The sequence below is a fragment of the Stenotrophomonas mexicanensis genome (assembly GCF_032911605.1).
In the GTDB taxonomy this organism is placed as follows: domain Bacteria; phylum Pseudomonadota; class Gammaproteobacteria; order Xanthomonadales; family Xanthomonadaceae; genus Stenotrophomonas; species Stenotrophomonas maltophilia_A.
In genome coordinates this window covers 1-16,272 of sequence record NZ_JAWJTG010000048.1, presented here as the reverse complement: position 1 = coordinate 16,272, position 16,272 = coordinate 1, and the positions used below count along the sequence as shown (strand labels likewise).

Here is a 16,272-nt window from a genome sequence, read left to right as displayed (position 1 = left end):
GTCAGGGTGCGGCGTGCGCGCCGTCCGAGGTGGCGGCCGGAGCCAGCCGATCGGACAGCGCGTCGTTGCGGTAGAAGGTGTAGGACAGGGTGATCGTCTTGATCTCCGGCGGCAGGTCCGGATCGACGATGAAGCGCACCGGCATGTCGCGCTTCTCGCCGGCCTGCAGCGTCTGCGCGGTGAAACAGAAGCACTCGGTCTTGCTGAAGAAGCCCGACGCACGCGCCGGCGCCACCGAAGGCACCGCGCTGCCGACCACTGCCTGCTGGCTGTCATTGCGGGCGAAGTACAGCGCTTCGTTGAGCTCGCCGGGCACCACGTCCATGGTCAGCTGTTCGGGATGGAACGACCATGGCAGCCGTGAGTTGACCCCGCCATCGAATTCCACGCGCACGGTGCGCTTGCCGGTCACGGCGCCGGTACTGGCCTCGCTGCCGGGACCGCGCTCCAGGCGCACGCCGAACACCTTTTCGCAGGCGATGCGGTACAGCGGCACCAGCGAGAACGTGAGCAGGAACACCGCCACCGCCACGCCGATCAGGCGCGGCAGCCCCGCACTGCGTGACGGTGTGGTGGCCGGCGCCTCGCTCATCGGCCGATCACCCCGCTGAGGATGAAACCGACGTAGACCAGCACGGCGATGGCGCCGACCCACATCGCCGTGCGCCTGGCGCGCTGGCGTTGCTGCTCGATGCTTCCACCCTGGTAGAGCCGACCGTTGGTCGGCTGCTTTTCGTCAGTCGAGCATGGCTCGACTCTACCGATCGGGAGCGGGCTTTCGTTATGCATGCCCCACCTCAATGCGTGATGTCGTCATGCGCCAGATCCCCCGGGCGGATGGTCGGCGGCGTGGTGAACGTATGCGCCGGTGCCGGCGACGGCAGCGTCCATTCCAGGCCGCGCGCACCTTCCCACGATCGGGCCTCGGCCTTCTCGCCGTTGCGCAGCGAGGACAGCAGGATCGCGGCCATCATGAACGGGGTGACGAACATGCCGAACGCGCCGATCGAGCTGATCAGGTTCCAGTCGGCGAAGGCCACGCTGTAATCGGGAATGCGGCGCGGCATGCCGGCCAGGCCGAGGAAGTGCTGCGGGAAGAACAGCAGGTTGACGAACACGATCGACCACCAGAAGTGCACCTTGGCCCACTTCTCGCTGTACATCCGCCCGGTCCACTTCGGCCACCAGTAGTACACCGCCGCGATCAGCGCGAACACCGCACCGGTCACCAGCACGTAGTGGAAGTGCGCGACCACGAAGTAGGTGTCGTGGTACTGGAAGTCAGCCGCCACGATGGCCAGCATCAGGCCGGAGAAGCCACCGATGGTGAACAGGATGACGAAGGCCACCGACCACAGCATCGGCGCCTCGAACGTCAGCGAGCCACGCCACATGGTGCTGACCCAGTTGAACACCTTCACCCCGGTCGGGATCGAGATCAGCATGGTGGCGAACATGAAGTAGATCTCGCCACCCAGCGGCATGCCCACGGTGAACATGTGGTGGGCCCAGACGATGAACGACAGGAACGCGATCGCGGCGGTGGCGTACACCATCGCCTGGTAGCCGAACAGCGGCTTGCGGCTGAAGGTCGGGATGATCTCGCTGACCACGCCGAAGGCGGGCAGGATCATGATGTAGACCTCGGGGTGCCCGAAGAACCAGAAGATGTGCTGGTACATCACCGGGTCACCGCCACCGGCGGCGTTGAAGAAGCTGGTACCGAAGAACTTGTCGGTCAGCAGCATGGTCACCGCACCGGCCAACACCGGCATCACCGCGATCAGCAGGAACGCGGTGATCAGCCAGGCCCAGCAGAAGATCGGCATCTTCAGCAGGTCGATGCCCGGCGCACGCATGTTCAGCACGGTGGCGATGATGTTGATCGCGCCCATGATCGAACTGATGCCGGCCACATGGATGGCGAACACGCTGAAGGCGACGTTGTAGCCGCCCTGCAGCGACAGCGGCGGGTACAACGTCCAGCCGCCGGCCGGTGCACCGCCAGGGAGGAACAGGGTCAGCAGCAGCAGGCTGAAAGCCACCGGCAACAGCCAGAACGACCAGTTGTTCATGCGCGGCAGCGCCATGTCCGGCGCGCCGATCTGCAGCGGAATCATCCAGTTGGCCAGTCCGACGAAGGCCGGCATCACGCCACCGAAGATCATCACCAGCGCATGCACGGTGGTCATCTGGTTGAAGAACTCGGGCTTGACGAACTGCAGGCCCGGCTGTGCCAGCTCGGCGCGGATCACCACGCTCATCGCCGCACCGATGATGAACATGATGAAGCTGAAACCCAGGTACAGCGTGCCGATGTCCTTGTGGTTGGTCGAGAAGAACCAACGCTCGAAGAAACTCTGCTGGTGATGGTGATCGTCGTGCCCAACTGCCGAGTGCGCCATTGCAAAACACCTCTCAGAATCGGTTGTCACCACGGCCGCGAACGGCCGCGGGCTTTACATCACGCTCCGCTGGCCGCGGTGGCAGGCGCGCTGCCGGCTTCAGCAGCGGCAGGCGCTGCAGGTGCCTCTCCCGTCGGTGCAGTCGGTGCAGTCGGTGCAATCGGTGCAGCCGGTTCGGCAGGTGCCGCCGGCGTTGCCGGCTCGGCGGGCGGCGCCGGCTTGCGCTGCGCCAGCCACTGCTTGAACTCTTCCTTGGACACCGCCTCGACCACGATCGGCATGAAGCCATGGTCCTTGCCGCACAGCTCGGCGCACTGGCCGCGGTAGACGCCGGGCTGCTCGATGCTGGTCCAGGCTTCATTGATGAAACCGGGGATGGCGTCCTGCTTCCAGCCCAGCGCCGGCACCCACCAGGCGTGGATCACGTCATCAGAGGTGATGACGAAACGCACCTTGGTATCGACCGGCAGCACCAGGCGGTTGTCGACATCCAGCAGGTAGTGCGGATGGCTCTCGCGGGTCGGCACGATGCCACTTTGCCGCACGCGGTCGGATTCGCGGTCCAGGCGGCTGGTGAAGGTGACGTTCTCGCCGAGATATTCGTACTTCCACATCCACTGGTAGCCGGTGACCTTCACCGTCATCTCGGCATCGCGGGTGTCGTACATCTTGATCAGGTTGGCCGTGGCCGGCCATGCCATCACGATCAGGATGATCACCGGGATCACCGTCCAGATGATCTCGGCCTTGGTGTTGTGGCTGAAGGTGGCGGCGACCGCACCCTTGGATTTGCGGAACTTGAAGATGGCGTAGGCCATCGCCCCGAACACGATGACGCCGATCACCGTGCAGATGATCAACGAGAGATTGTTCGATTCCCAGGCCAGGCGCGAGGTCTGGGTGACCCCCTTGCCCATGTTCAGCTGCCACGGCTTGGGATCGGCCGCCTGGGCCCAGGCCAACGCCGGCATCAGTCCCCCGGCCACCATGGCGGCGACCGCTGCAACGCACTTCGTGCCCCACCTGCTGCTTTGCTTCATTGCCTAGACCCTTAGCGTCGTCGGTTGCCGCCATCGCTGGCGGCGAGCAAGCTTTCAAGTGTCTCTGCGAGCGTCTGACGTTCGGCCGGCGCGAGGAAACTCCCCACCTCCACCTGCCGGCCGCTGGATGCCAGCCGGACCCTCTCGTCGTCGGTGAGCAGGCGCACCCAGTGGGGGTGGGCCCGGAACACCGGCGATCCACCGGGTACGGGAATGACCTCCACGTACGCCGGCACTACCCGGATCTCCTCCTGCCGTTCACCACTGCGCCACAAGGCACGCAGTGCCGCCGCCAGCACCAGGCTGTACAGCAGCGCGAACAGGGGGGCGAATGCATTGCCGGCCAACCACCCGAGGGCGGACACCAGCCACATCGCACCCGACAACACGGTGAACAACAGGACGAACTGCCGGGCATCGAGCGCCCGTGGGGGACGCAGCCGCAGCTGCGTACCTGACCCATCCGGAGCTGGAAGCACCTCGATCATGTCGCAACCGCGTTCCTGCCGCGGGAAACGTCTCGATGGTAGCCCCGCCCTCTCGCCGGTAGCAAGGGTGCATTCACACTTTTTACCATGCTGCAACACAGCATGAGGTCGGCGGCACGAATGACGAATTCAGCACAAATTCTGCCGAGCTTGCTGAACACGCTGAATCCACCGCAGCTAGGGGCTATCAGCGCTTCACGAAGGTGGCTGATGGGCACTTCCGCAACCCGCAAAAATGATTAAAATCGCCAAGTTTTCCACTGGCCGGACCGGCATGAACGCACCTTCCTCCTCCCCTGCCGCCCACGACGCTCCGCGTCCCGGCGCGCTGCTGTCGCCGGAACTGCCGGCGCCCCCCAACCCGTTCCGCCAGGCCATCACCGATGGCTGGTTGAAGGACGAGGCCAGCCACGTGCGCGAGCTGCTGGCGCAGGCCCGCCTGCCCGCCGAAGAGCAGGCCAAGGTGCAGGCGCTGGCCGCCGACCTGGTCGGCCGCGTGCGCGTGCGTGCCAAGGACCAGGGCGCGATCGAAGCCTTCATGCGCCAGTACGACCTGGGCAGCGAGGAAGGCGTGCTGCTGATGTGCGTGGCCGAGGCGCTGCTGCGCATTCCGGACCAGGACACCGCCGACAAGCTGATCCGCGACAAGCTGGCCGATGCCGACTGGGAAAAGCACCTGGGCGGCAGCGACTCGGTGCTGGTCAACGCCTCCACCTGGGGCCTGATGCTGACCGGCAAGCTGGTGCAGATGAACGACGCCACCCGTGCCGATGCGCCCAGCGCGTTCAAGCGCCTGGTCGGCCGCGTCGGTGAGCCGGTGGTGCGCCTGGCCGTGCGCCAGGCGATGAAGATCATGGGCCACCAGTTCGTCATGGGCCGCACCATCAGCGAAGCGCTGTCGCGCTCGCACAAGGGCGACAACGCGAACTACCGCTACTCCTTCGACATGCTGGGCGAAGGCGCGCTGACCATGAAGGACGCGCTGCGCTACCTGGAAGACTACCGTCGTGCGATCCACGCCATCGGCGGCGACCACAAGGCACGCGGCGGCCGTCCGGACGGCGACGTCAACAACGCGCCAGGCATCTCGATCAAACTGTCGGCGCTGTACCCGCGCTACGAGCACGCCAAGCGCGAGCGCGTGCTGAAGGACCTGGTGCCGGGCGTGCTGGAACTGGCACAACTGGCCAAGAGCTACGGCATCGGCTGCACCGTCGACGCCGAAGAGTCCGACCGCCTGGAACTGTCGCTGGACATCATCGAGCAGGTCTTCTCCGACGCCTCGCTGGCCGGCTGGGACGGCTTCGGCGTGGTCGTGCAGGCCTACCAGAAGCGCACGCCGTACACGATCGACCACCTGGCCGACATGGCCCGCCGCGCCGGTCGCCGCCTGCAGGTGCGCCTGGTCAAGGGCGCCTACTGGGACGCCGAGATCAAGCGCGCGCAGATCGAAGGCTACCCGGGCTACCCGGTGTTCACCCGCAAGCAGAACACCGATGTCTCCTACCTGGCCTGCGCCAAGCGCCTGTTCACGCATGCCGACGCGATCTACCCGATGTTCGCCACGCACAACGCGCACACCATCGCGGCCGTGCGCAGCATCGCCAATGGCGGCGTGTACGAGCACCAGAAGCTGCACGGCATGGGCGACGACCTGTACGCCGAAGTGGTGCCGGCCGACCGCTTGAACCTGCCCTGCCGCGTGTATGCGCCGGTCGGTTCGCATGAAGACCTGCTGCCGTACCTGGTGCGCCGCCTGCTGGAAAACGGCGCCAACTCCAGCTTCGTCAACCGCATCACCGACGAGCGCGTGCCGATCGCCGACCTGATCCGCGATCCGGTCGAGATGGTTGCTTCGTTCGAATCGATTCCGCATCCCAAGATCCCGCTGCCGGTTGACCTGCTGCGCAGCCAGAACCACGACAGGAAGAACTCCATGGGCGCCAACCTCGCCAACGACAACGAACTGCGCGCCCTGGCCGAGCAGATCAACGCTGCAGTGAAGCCGTGGCAGGCCGCCCCGCTGGTGCCGGGTGCGAACCCGGCCGGCGCCGCGCTGCCGGTGACCAATCCGGCCGACACCCGCGAAGTGGTCGGCCAGTGGCAGGCCGCCGATGCCGCCACCGTGCAGAAGGCCCTGGCCAATGCCGTGGCCGCGCAGCCGGCCTGGAACCGCACCCCGGCCGCCAGCCGCGCCGCCATCCTCGAGCACGCCGCCGACCAGCTGGAAGCGCGCATGCCGGAGTTCATGGCGCTGTGCGTGAAGGAAGCCGGCAAGAGCCTGCCCGACAGCATCGCCGAAGTGCGCGAAGCGGTGGACTTCCTGCGCTACTACGCCAAGCAGGCGCGCGAGCAGTTCAGCCACGCCGAGAAGCTGCCGAGCCCGACCGGTGAGTCCAACGAACTGCAGCTGCATGGTCGCGGCGTGTTCGTCTGCATCAGCCCGTGGAACTTCCCGCTGGCGATCTTCCTGGGCCAGGTCGCCGCTGCCCTGGCCGCCGGCAACAGCGTCATCGCCAAGCCGGCCGAGCAGACCAACCTGATTGGCTACTACGCGGTGAAGCTGCTGCACGACGCCGGCGTGCCGGCCGAGGTGGTGCAGTTCCTGCCGGGCGACGGTGCCACCGTCGGTGCCGCGCTCACTGCCGACCCGCGCGTGGCCGGCGTGGCCTTCACCGGCTCCACCGACACCGCCCGTGCGATCAACCGCGCGATGGCCGCGCGTGACGCCGCCATCGGCGTGCTGATTGCCGAGACCGGTGGCCAGAATGCCTTCATCGCCGACTCCTCGGCACTGCCGGAACAGCTGGTCAAGGACGCGATCGGTTCGGCCTTCACGTCCGCCGGCCAGCGTTGCTCGGCCGCGCGCGTGCTGTTCGTGCAGGACGACATCGCCGACAAGGTGATGACCATGCTGGCCGGTGCGATGAAGGAACTGAAGGTCGGCAACCCCGGCCTGCTGTCCACCGACGTCGGCCCGGTGATCGACGCCGACGCGCTGAAGATCCTGCAGGACCACGCCGAACGCATGGACCGCGAAGCGCGCCTGATTGCTGCCGCCGAGCTGTCTGCCGAAGCGGCCAATGGCACCTTCTTCGCACCGCGTGCGTACGAACTGAAGGATCTGGGCCAGCTGCACAAGGAAATCTTCGGGCCGGTCCTGCACGTGATCCGTTGGAAGGGCGACCAGCTCGACGCGGTGATCGACCAGATCAACGCCACCGGCTACGGCCTGACCCTGGGCGTGCATTCGCGCATTGACGAGACCGTCGACCGCATCAGCAACGGCGTCCACGTCGGCAACGTCTACGTTAACCGCAACCAGATCGGTGCGGTGGTCGGCGTGCAGCCGTTCGGCGGCCAGGGCCTGTCCGGCACCGGCCCGAAGGCCGGCGGCCCGCACTACCTGCTGCGCTTTGCCACCGAAAAGACGGTGACGGTGAACACCACCGCTGCCGGCGGCAACGCCTCGCTGCTGACCCTGGGCGACTGATCGCCCGATAGTTGAAGTGAACGAAAAACCCCGCGAAAGCGGGGTTTTTTGTGCCTTTTTTCCTGTGGCGCCGAGCGTGGGCTCGGCGCTACACCCGCATCAGGCCGCGCCAATGACGCAACGCCACCAGCGCGTTGATCCAGAAGCCCACGTACAGGATCGAGGTCAGGTGCAGGCCACGGCTGTAGTACAGCGGCACTGCCACGGTGTTCACCAACAGCCACACCCACCACGATTCCAGCTTGCGCCGCATCATCAGGATCTGCGCGATCACGCTCAGCACCAGTACCGCCGAATCGATGTACGGCGCATAGGCATTGGTCAGGCGGGTCAGCATCCAGCCGTAGCCGAACGTGGCCACCACCGCCAGCGGCGCCAGCCAGGCCCATGCACGCGGTCGCAATGAGGTGATCGGCAGCGGCGCACCGTGATCGCCGCGCAGCCACTGCCACCAGCCCAGCACGCTGATGGCAATGAAGAAGAACTGCAGCACCATGTCCGCGTACAGATGCGAGCGCTCGAACACAGCGGCGAACAATGCGCAGCCGACGATGCCCAGCCACCAGGTGTGCACGTTGTTGCGTCCGGCCAGCAGGATCGAGCCGGCGACGGCGATGTTGGCAGCCAGCTCCAGCTGGAAGTTCGGATCGGACAGGTTCATGGCGCTATTGTCGTGGATCCACGCCGTGGATGGCTGCGATCTTCGGTAGATCCACGCCACGCGTGGATGGCCCGTGGCCACAGAAAAAGAAAGCCCCGCTTGCGCGGGGCCTTCCGTGTGCTGCGTCAGGCCGAGGCCCGAATCAGAACTTGTACTGGAACGAAGCCGCCAACACGTCGCCACGGACCTTGTACTTGCCCGACAGCGAGTTGCCCTGGTTGGCAGTGGTCGCACGCACGTTCACGTTCGGATCGCTGGTGAACAGGTGGGTGTAGCCAAAGTTGTACTCGGTGTTTGCCGACGGGGTCCAGCCCACGCCCAGCGACAGCCACTTGCGGCTGGTATCCGGCACGCGCACGTCGCGGTGGGCGTCGGTGGTCGGGGTCTGGTCCAGCGCAACACCACCGCGCAGGGTGACGGTGTCGCTCAGCTTGTAGTCGGCGCCCAGCGACACGAAGGTGGTGTCACGGTAGCCGAACTCCAGGACCGAGTCCGCCTGCGGCGACGCGTAGTCGACGGTGACGCTGTCAAAGGCGGTCGACCAGGCGGTACGGGTCACGTCGCCCATCACGGTCCAGCGGTCGTTGACCTTGTGGGTCACGCTCAGGGTGGCCGAGGCCGGCATGGTCACCGTGGCCTTGCCGCTGGTGTCCATGAACCAACCGCGGGTACGCGGCGAGTTGGTCAGCAGCGAACGTGCGCGGTCGGCGCCGCTGAAGGTCGCATCACCACCGGTGATCTTGTGCTCGACCTTCGAACGGTAGCTCAGGCCGATGTGGGTGTTCTCGTCGATCGAGAACAGGCCACCGACGGTCCAGCCCACGGCATTGTTGTCACCCTCGATCTTCAGGGTGCCATCCGCGCTGCCCGGGGCGAAGCCCGGAGCGCCGGCGCCGGCCAGGATGCTGCCGTAGTCGACGGCGTTGCTCAGCTCGATGGTCAGGTGCTCGACGAACACCGACGCGCCGAACGACACGTACGGGTTGACGTCATACGACGCGGCGAAGCCAAGGTCGATGGCCTTCAGATCGGTCTTCAGGCCGCTGTAACGACCCACCCAACCGTTGTCGTATTCGGTCTTGAAGCCGAACGGTGCGGTCAGCGACACACCGAAGTGGGCCTTCTCGCCGATCGGCATGTGGAAGTACGCAGCCGGGACCGGAGCGATCATGCCGGCGTCGCCGCCGTCACCACCGGTCTGCGGGCGGCCTGCCGCATTGCGGCCCTGGCCCTTGAACTCGGCCTTGAAGCTGATGGCGCTCAGGTCGCCCTGGACCATCGTGCCTTCCAGCTGGCGCATGCCGGCCGGGTTGACGGCGATGATGGAGGCGTCGCCTTCGGCGCTGCCGGAACCGGCGAACGCGCGGCCGAGGCCCTTGGCGCTGTTTTCCTTCAGCTGGAAGGCAGCAGCGTTGGCGTCGGCGGCGGCCAGCGCACCGGCAACGCCGACGGCCAGCAGGGTCAGACGGGCAATGGTGGAAGCGGTTTGCATCGTAGTTCTCTCTCCGGTAAGCGGTGATGGTGCTCTGAGTGCGCCTGCGCCCGGCAGGCCTTGGGGCCCTTCGGAGCGCGCCGGATTCCCCTCCCGACATACGACGCCGTATGCGAGTATTACCCAGAGCTGTTAATGAAACAATAACAGCGCAGGCGCTTTTTTCGTCCCAGAAGCTGAACAGGACAATCCCCGCCGTAAGCGCCCGCACGCTAGGCTATTGCCCATGTTCGTCTCCCTCCCGTCGCGCAAGAAGGCGGCCCTGCGCTGGGCCACGCCCGTGCTGTTTGCGGCACTGTGGCTGGCGTTCCTGTGGTCGATCTCGCGTCCGGACGACGCCCGGGGCAGCCTCTGGCTGGACTGGGGCGCCCTGTCCACCGGCCTGACCCACCCGCTGGACTGGTGGGCGACCCTGCAGGACGGCAGCGTGCTGCGGCTGTTCACGGCCCTGTTCCTGCACGCGGACTGGTCACACCTGCTGGGCAACCTGGTGTTCCTGCTGATCTTCGGCCTGCCTGCTGAGCGGGTGCTGGGCCCGTGGCGGCTGCTGCTGCTGTTCCTGGTCGGAGGCGCGGTGTCCAACCTGGTGGCGATCTACACCATGGGCAGCCCGGACCAGATCATCATCGGCGCCAGCGGCGCGGTGTCCGCACTGATCGGCGCCTATCTGGCCCTGTTCCCGGGCGCACGGCTGGGCGTGGTGATCCCGCTCGGCCTGTTCCTGGAATTCGTGCGCGCCCCGGCCTACCTGCTGATCGGCGTCTGGGCCGCCCTGCAGGTGGTGTTCGCCCATATCGGCCCAAGCTTCGGCATGGTCGCCTGGTGGGCGCACATCGGCGGCTTCGTGTTCGGCGTGGTGTACGGGGTCTACGTGCGGGCGGCCATCGCCCGCCGCCTGCGCAAGCGCCACGGCTTCTGACCCCTGGTAGTGCCGGCCGCTGGCCGGCTCCACGCGCACCCGCTCGTTCTTGGATCAGTCGAGCACGGCTCGACTCTACAGAATCAGGGCTTGGCCGGGACGGGGGCGGGCTTCGCTTCCGGCTTCGCTTCCGGCTTCGCTTCCGGCTTCGGTTCTACCTTCGCTTCCGGCTTCGCCGCAGCGGCCTTCGCAGCCTTGGCCGCATCCGCTTTTGCCGCTTCGGCCTTCAAGCGTGCAGCCACCGAACCCGGGTTCTTCAGCTCAGCCAGCGCGTCGTTGATCGGGCCATCGCCCGGCAGTACCGCACCGGCGTGATAGCCCTCGGTGCCCTCGTCGTCACCGCGCAGATGACCCGGCAGGGTCGCTTCGCTGTAATCGCTCAGGCTGGCCGGCAGTGCATCCTCGGCCGGCGTAGCGGCCGGCTTCAGTTCGACCTCCGGCACGATGCCCGTGGCCTGGATCGACTTGCCGCTGGGCGTGTAATAACGCGCGGTGGTCAGCTTCACCGAGTCACCATTGTCCAGCGGCAGCACGGTCTGCACCGAGCCCTTGCCGAAGGTGCGGCTGCCAACCACGCGGGCGCGCTTGTTGTCGCGCAGTGCGCCGGCCAGCACTTCCGAGGCACTGGCCGAACCGGCGTCGACCAGCACCACCACCGGTGCGCCCTTCAGCAGGTCGCCCGGCGTTGCATCGAAACGTGCATCGCTGATGCTGATGCGGCCGCGGGTACTGACGATGTTGCCCTTGTCGAGCAGGTCGTCGGCCACCTGCACGGCAGCGGTCAGCAGGCCACCCGGGTTGCTGCGCAGATCCAGCACCAGGCCCTTGAGCTGGCCACCGGACTGCTTCTGCAACTGCTGCACGTGCTTCTGGAAGTCCGAACCGGTGTCGGCCTGGAAGGTGCTCAGGCGGATGTAGCCATAGCCCGGTTCCAGCAGGCGGCTGCGCACGCTGGTCACGCGGATGGTCTGGCGGGTGAGGCTGACATCGAACGGCTTGGGCTTGCCTTCGCGCACGATGGTCAGCACCACCTTGCTGCCGGCCGGGCCGCGCAGCGGTTCGCTGGCATCGATCGCGCTGATCGGCTTGCCGTCGATGGCGATGATCAGGTCACCGGCGAGGATGCCGGCCTTGGCCGCCGGCGTGTCGTCGATCGGCGAGATCACCTTCATGCTGGCGTTGTCTGGCTGCTGCTGCAGCTCAACGCCGATGCCTTCGTAGGCGCCGCTGGCCTGTTCGTCGAAGGCCTGCGCGTCTTCCTTGTTGAAGTAGGTGCTGTGCGGGTCGAGGTCGAGCAGCAGGCCACGCACCGCTGCCTGCATCAGCTTCTTGTCATCGACCGGATCGACGTAGGCGGCCCGCACTGCGTTGTAGACGGCCACGAAGCGGCGGATGTCCTCCAGCGGCACCTTCGAGGTCACCGCCTCCTCGCTGCTCGCTGCCTGCCCGCCGGTTTCCTGGCTCGGGGCGGGCGCGGTCTGCTGCGCCCAGGACAGCGCTGGCAACAGGGCCAGCAAGAGGGTGGCGGTACGGGCTGCGCGCATGGATCACTCCTGTCGACGGTGGCATGGTGCCCAAGGCACATGCACCGATTATGCGCGAAGCACAGCTAAATTCCCGTTGAATCCGGCCCGCACGTGGCGAGCCGGGATTCAGCGCCGCTGCAGCCAGCTGTCCGGATTCACCGGTTGCCCGCCACGACGCAGCTCGAAGTACAGCGCGGTGACCCCTTGGCCCCCAGAGTTGCCGACCTTGGCCACTGCATCGCCACGGCTGACCCGTGCACCGGCGTCCTTGAGCAGGGTGTCGTTGTGGGCGTACAGGCTCATGTAGCCATTGCCGTGGTCAACGATCAGGATCATGCCGTAGCCGGTCATCCAGTCGGAGAACACCACGGTGCCGTCGGCCACGGCGGTGACGGTGCTGCCGGCCGGTGCGCCGATCAGCACGCCGCTACTGGTACGCCCGTCAGGCAGCTTGCCGCCGTAGCGGGCCAGCAGGTTGCCGGACAACGGCCAACCCAGGCCCCCCACCTTCGGCGCCGGTGCGGAAGCCACCGCCGGCGGAACCTTGGTGGGCGGTGGCGGCCGTCCCTGTGCCGCGGCCTGGCGTGCGGCACGTTCGGCAGCGGCCTTCTCCGCTGCCGCACGGCGCGCAGCCGCGCGACGCTCGGCCTCGGCACGGGCGGCGGCCGCACGCAGATTGGCCAGCAGTGTTTCCAGCGCCTTGGCGTCCTGGCCCAGCGCCTGTTCCTTCTCGCGCTGGTCCTTGAAGCGCTCGTCCAGCGAGGCCACGGTCTTTGCACGATCGCGGCGGTCGGCTTCCAGCGCCGCTGCCTGCTGCTTCTGGTCCTGCTGCGCCCCCTGCAGCTTCTGCTTGCGCTCGGCGATCTGCGCCTGCAGCGCTTCCAGTTCCTTCAGGTCAGCCGTCAGCGTGGTGATGCGCTGTGCCCGCTCGCGCTGCAGGTAGCGGTGGTAGGCCAGGGCGCGGTTGGCATCGGCCACCGTGTCCTGCGACAGCAGCAGCTTCAGGGGGGCGTGGTTGCCCAGCTGGTAGGCCGCACGCAGCAGGCCGGCCAGCTCGCGATGCTGCTGGGCGAGATTGGCCTGCAGCGTGCTGCGGCGTTGTTCGGCCTCGGCCAGGGCCCTTCCCTGCTCGCGCAGCGCGGTCTCGGTCTGCGCAAGCGCACGGCCGGTGCGGGCCACCTTCTCATCTGCCTCGCGCAGCTGCTGCGAGGCCTGGCCACGCTGGCCTTCGATCTGCCGGCGCTCCTGCGCCACGCCCTTTAGTTCACTACGCAGTTTCTGCAGCTTGCGCTCGGTCTCGCGCGTGGTCTGCGCGGCACCCGGCAGCGGCAACGCCAGTGCCAAGGCCAGCCCCAACAGCAGGCAGCGCCCGCCGCGAGCAGCGGCGATGTGATGTCGGCGTGATGGGAAGGCGTTGTTGCGCAAGGGCTTTCCAGTGACTTCAGGCAGTTGCAGGGGGTACCGGGGAATGGTGACATCTCCGCACGCGGCCTGCCAGCCGCACATCCATCGAGGTCCCCATGAAAGCTCTCTCCATTCCGCTGCTGTTGGGCGTACTGCTGGTCACCGGGCCAGTGGCAGCGCAGGAAAACATCAGCAAGGTCAACGGCAGCATCAGCGCCGAACCCGGCCAGCGCTACGGCAAGCTGGACACCGTCAACGGCGGCATCCGCGTCGGCGAAGGCGTCGAGACCGGCAGCATCGACACCGTCAACGGCGGGGTCAAGGTCGCCGATCGCGCGCGCTCCGGCAAGATCGAAACGGTCAACGGCGGCGTACGCCTGGGCCGCGAAGTGATCGCACACGGCAGCGTCAGCACCGTCAACGGCAGCATCTTCAGCGATCGCGGCAGCCAGATCGAAGGCGGCGTTGAAACCGTGAACGGTGGCATCGGGCTGGTCGAAAGCCGCGTCGGCAACGACGTGGAAACCGTCAACGGTGACATCACCGTGGGCATCGGTTCGCAGGTCAAGGGCGGTGTGCACGTGCGCAAGCCAAACTTCAGCGTCTCGCTGACCGCCAGCCGCAAGCCACGCGTGATCATCGGTCCGAATGCCGTGGTGGACGGCCCGTTGCAGTTCGAACGCGAGGTGGTGCTGTACGTGCACCGCACGGCCCGCATCGGCCCGGTCACCGGCGCCGAGCCGATCCCGTTCGACACCGAAACCGCTCCGGCGGACTGAGCACACCGCGCCCATCGGTTCGGTGATACTCGCTGTTACCGGTCGTACACGTGGTGCGGCCGCCCTTTGTTTTCCAGGAATCGACGATGCCCCGCAAACTCCTCCTGTGCCTGGCCGCTGCGGCCGCGCTCAGTGCCTGCAAAGGCGAAGACACGCCGGCGCCCGCGCCGGCCACCGACACCGCCGCTGCCAAGCCGGCGGCCCATGCGTTCTCGCCGGAGATCAACGCCGGCGACTTCGCCGAGATGGTCAAGACGCTGGCTTCGGATGAATTCGAAGGCCGCGCCCCGGGCAGCAAGGGCGAGGAACTGACGGTCAACTACATCCGCGACCAGATGCAGCGCATCGGCCTGCAGCCCGGCAACGGCGACAGCTGGTTCCAGGATGTGCCGATGACCGAGACCACGGCCGACGAATCGACCGTGCTGAAGATCACCCAGGGCGGCAAGACCACCGAACTGAAGTTCGGCACCGACATGGTGGTCGGTACCCGTACCGGCCAGGCCGAGGTGAAGGTCGATGCCAGCGACCTGGTGTTCGTCGGCTATGGTGTCGATGCGCCGGAGCAGAAGTGGAACGACTACGCCGGCCAGGACTGGAAGGGCAAAACGGTTGTCATGTTCGTCAACGACCCGGGCTTCCATGTCGATGACGCGAAGCTGTTCGACGGCAAGCGCATGACCTATTACGGCCGCTGGACCTACAAGTTCGAGGAGGCTGCGCGCAAGGGCGCCGCCGCCGCCCTGATCGTGCACGACACCGCCGGCGCTTCCTATGGCTGGGATGTGGTGAAGAACTCCTGGGCAGGCCCGCAGTACGACCTGCCGGCCAAGGATGACCCGGAAGCCCGCATTCCGGTGCAGGGCTGGCTGAGTGCCGACGCTGCCAAGGCGCTGTTCGCCGGTGCCGGCCTGGACCTGGCGCAGGCCTACAAGGACGCCAGCAAGCGCGGCTTCAAGCCGGTGCCGCTGAAGGCCACCGCTGCAGTCGATCTGAAGAGCCAGATCGCGCAGAAGCAATCGCGCAACGTGGTGGGCGTACTGCCCGGCAGCAAGCGTGCCGACGAGGCCGTGCTGTACATGGCGCACTGGGATCACCTGGGCAAGCACGAGGGCGAGACCGGCGACAACATCTACAACGGCGCGGTCGACAACGCGACCGGCGTGGCCGGCATCCTCGAGGTGGCTGAAGCAATGGCCCACCAGGAGCCGAAGCCGGAACGTTCGGTGGTGTTCCTGGCGGTGACCCTGGAAGAATCCGGCCTGCTGGGTTCGAAGTACTACGTTGCCCATCCGACCTTCCCGCTGGACAAGATCGCCGGCGTGATCAACATCGACGCGATGTCGGTGGCCGGCCGTGCCAAGGACGTTACCGTCACCGGCTTCGGCAGCTCGGAGCTGGAAGACATCCTCAAGCCGCTGGCCGCGGCCCAGGACCGTACCCTGCACGGTGAGACCTCGGTGCAGAGCGGCTTCTACTTCCGTTCCGACCACTTCAACTTCGCCAAGGCCGGCGTGCCGGCCCTGTACGCCGATGGCGGCGAGGACCTGCGCGAGGGTGGCGTGGACGCCGGCCGCAAGGCCGCAGCGGACTACGGCGCCAACCGCTACCACGGCCCGAAGGATGAGTTCGATGCGGCCACCTGGAAGCTGGACGGCACCGTGGAAGACCTGCAGCTGATGTACGGCGTCGGCAAGGAACTGGCCGGTGGCGATCGTTGGCCGAACTGGTACGAAGGCAACCCGTTCAAGGCTGCCCGCGACGTGATGATGAAGGACAAGGCCCCGGCTGCGGCGAAGTAGCGTCGAGCCTGCTCGACTGAGTACTGAAGCAAGCCAAGGCGGCGCCCGCAAGGGCGCCGCTTTTTTGTGTGTGATCGCGCCCTGCAGTTGTAGATGCCAACCTTGGTTGGCGCCGTGGTTCCGTGCAGAGAGCATCCACGCATGGCGTGGATCTACTTGCAGTGCCGGCCGCTGGCCGGCAAACGATCGCTGTGTGGGCCAGCTGTTGGTAGCTGCCAACCTTGGTTGGCGCCGTGGTTCCTCACGGAGGGCATCCACGCATG

Annotated in this window: 13 protein-coding genes; 4 read left to right on the top strand and 9 right to left on the bottom strand. The window is 66.7% G+C overall.

The window, feature by feature from the left end:
• Position 1: 1 nt before the first annotated feature.
• From R1L06_RS17410 to R1L06_RS17390, 5 genes are read right to left on the bottom strand one after another with little or no spacing between them, the layout of a single operon-like run.
• Complete coding sequence (locus R1L06_RS17410; protein ID WP_317218321.1) at positions 2-592, bottom strand: cytochrome c oxidase assembly protein; 591 nt, start codon at positions 590-592, stop codon at positions 2-4.
• Positions 589-789, bottom strand: a complete 201-nt coding sequence (locus R1L06_RS17405) for a hypothetical protein (protein WP_317218320.1) — start codon at positions 787-789, stop codon at positions 589-591. The genes R1L06_RS17410 and R1L06_RS17405 overlap by 4 nt, the downstream gene beginning before the upstream one ends.
• Positions 790-797: 8 nt before the next feature.
• Positions 798-2,405 (bottom strand): cytochrome c oxidase subunit I, encoded by a 1,608-nt coding sequence (gene ctaD, locus R1L06_RS17400; protein ID WP_004153896.1) that lies wholly within the window; start codon positions 2,403-2,405, stop codon positions 798-800.
• 59 nt (positions 2,406-2,464) lie between these two features.
• Positions 2,465-3,445, bottom strand: a complete 981-nt coding sequence (gene coxB / locus R1L06_RS17395) for a cytochrome c oxidase subunit II (protein ID WP_317218319.1) — start codon at positions 3,443-3,445, stop codon at positions 2,465-2,467.
• Positions 3,446-3,456: 11 nt separating this feature from the next.
• Entirely contained in the window at positions 3,457-3,933 is a 477-nt protein-coding gene (locus R1L06_RS17390) for a DUF2244 domain-containing protein (RefSeq protein ID WP_004153894.1), read from the bottom strand.
• A gap of 274 nt (positions 3,934-4,207) precedes the next feature.
• Here R1L06_RS17390 and putA point away from each other — a divergent pair, with 274 nt between their 5' ends.
• Entirely contained in the window at positions 4,208-7,426 is a 3,219-nt protein-coding gene (putA, locus tag R1L06_RS17385; protein ID WP_317218318.1) for a bifunctional proline dehydrogenase/L-glutamate gamma-semialdehyde dehydrogenase PutA, read from the top strand.
• 88 nt (positions 7,427-7,514) lie between these two features.
• Here putA and pnuC read toward each other — a convergent pair whose 3' ends face one another.
• Positions 7,515-8,087 carry a nicotinamide riboside transporter PnuC gene (gene pnuC, locus R1L06_RS17380; protein WP_032129718.1) on the bottom strand — a complete coding sequence of 191 codons (573 nt, stop codon included), beginning with the start codon at positions 8,085-8,087 and terminating at the stop codon, positions 7,515-7,517.
• Between the two features lie 142 nt (positions 8,088-8,229).
• A complete protein-coding gene (locus R1L06_RS17375; protein ID WP_032129717.1) occupies positions 8,230-9,579 on the bottom strand; it encodes an outer membrane protein transport protein in 1,350 nt (449 codons plus the stop codon).
• A 226-nt stretch (positions 9,580-9,805) separates the two neighbouring features.
• Here R1L06_RS17375 and R1L06_RS17370 point away from each other — a divergent pair, with 226 nt between their 5' ends.
• Positions 9,806-10,498: a rhomboid family intramembrane serine protease gene (locus R1L06_RS17370; RefSeq protein ID WP_019662230.1), complete on the top strand. Its 693-nt coding sequence runs from the start codon at positions 9,806-9,808 to the stop codon at positions 10,496-10,498.
• A gap of 83 nt (positions 10,499-10,581) precedes the next feature.
• On the opposite strand, the gene R1L06_RS17365 is transcribed toward R1L06_RS17370, so the two are convergent.
• Together R1L06_RS17365 and R1L06_RS17360 are read right to left on the bottom strand one after the other, a co-directional pair.
• Positions 10,582-12,042, bottom strand: coding sequence for a S41 family peptidase (locus R1L06_RS17365; RefSeq protein ID WP_317218317.1), 1,461 nt, complete (start codon positions 12,040-12,042; stop codon positions 10,582-10,584).
• 108 nt (positions 12,043-12,150) lie between these two features.
• The gene (locus tag R1L06_RS17360; protein WP_010484243.1) at positions 12,151-13,449 is read right to left on the bottom strand and encodes a murein hydrolase activator EnvC family protein; all 1,299 of its coding nucleotides are present in this window, start codon (positions 13,447-13,449) and stop codon (positions 12,151-12,153) included.
• Between the two features lie 95 nt (positions 13,450-13,544).
• Between R1L06_RS17360 and R1L06_RS17355 the strand changes: the two genes are divergently transcribed.
• Together R1L06_RS17355 and R1L06_RS17350 are read left to right on the top strand one after the other, a co-directional pair.
• Positions 13,545-14,207 carry a DUF4097 family beta strand repeat-containing protein gene (locus R1L06_RS17355; RefSeq protein WP_317218316.1) on the top strand — a complete coding sequence of 221 codons (663 nt, stop codon included), beginning with the start codon at positions 13,545-13,547 and terminating at the stop codon, positions 14,205-14,207.
• A gap of 86 nt (positions 14,208-14,293) precedes the next feature.
• The gene (locus R1L06_RS17350; protein WP_317218315.1) at positions 14,294-16,009 is read left to right on the top strand and encodes a M28 family metallopeptidase; all 1,716 of its coding nucleotides are present in this window, start codon (positions 14,294-14,296) and stop codon (positions 16,007-16,009) included.
• Positions 16,010-16,272: the final 263 nt, after the last annotated feature.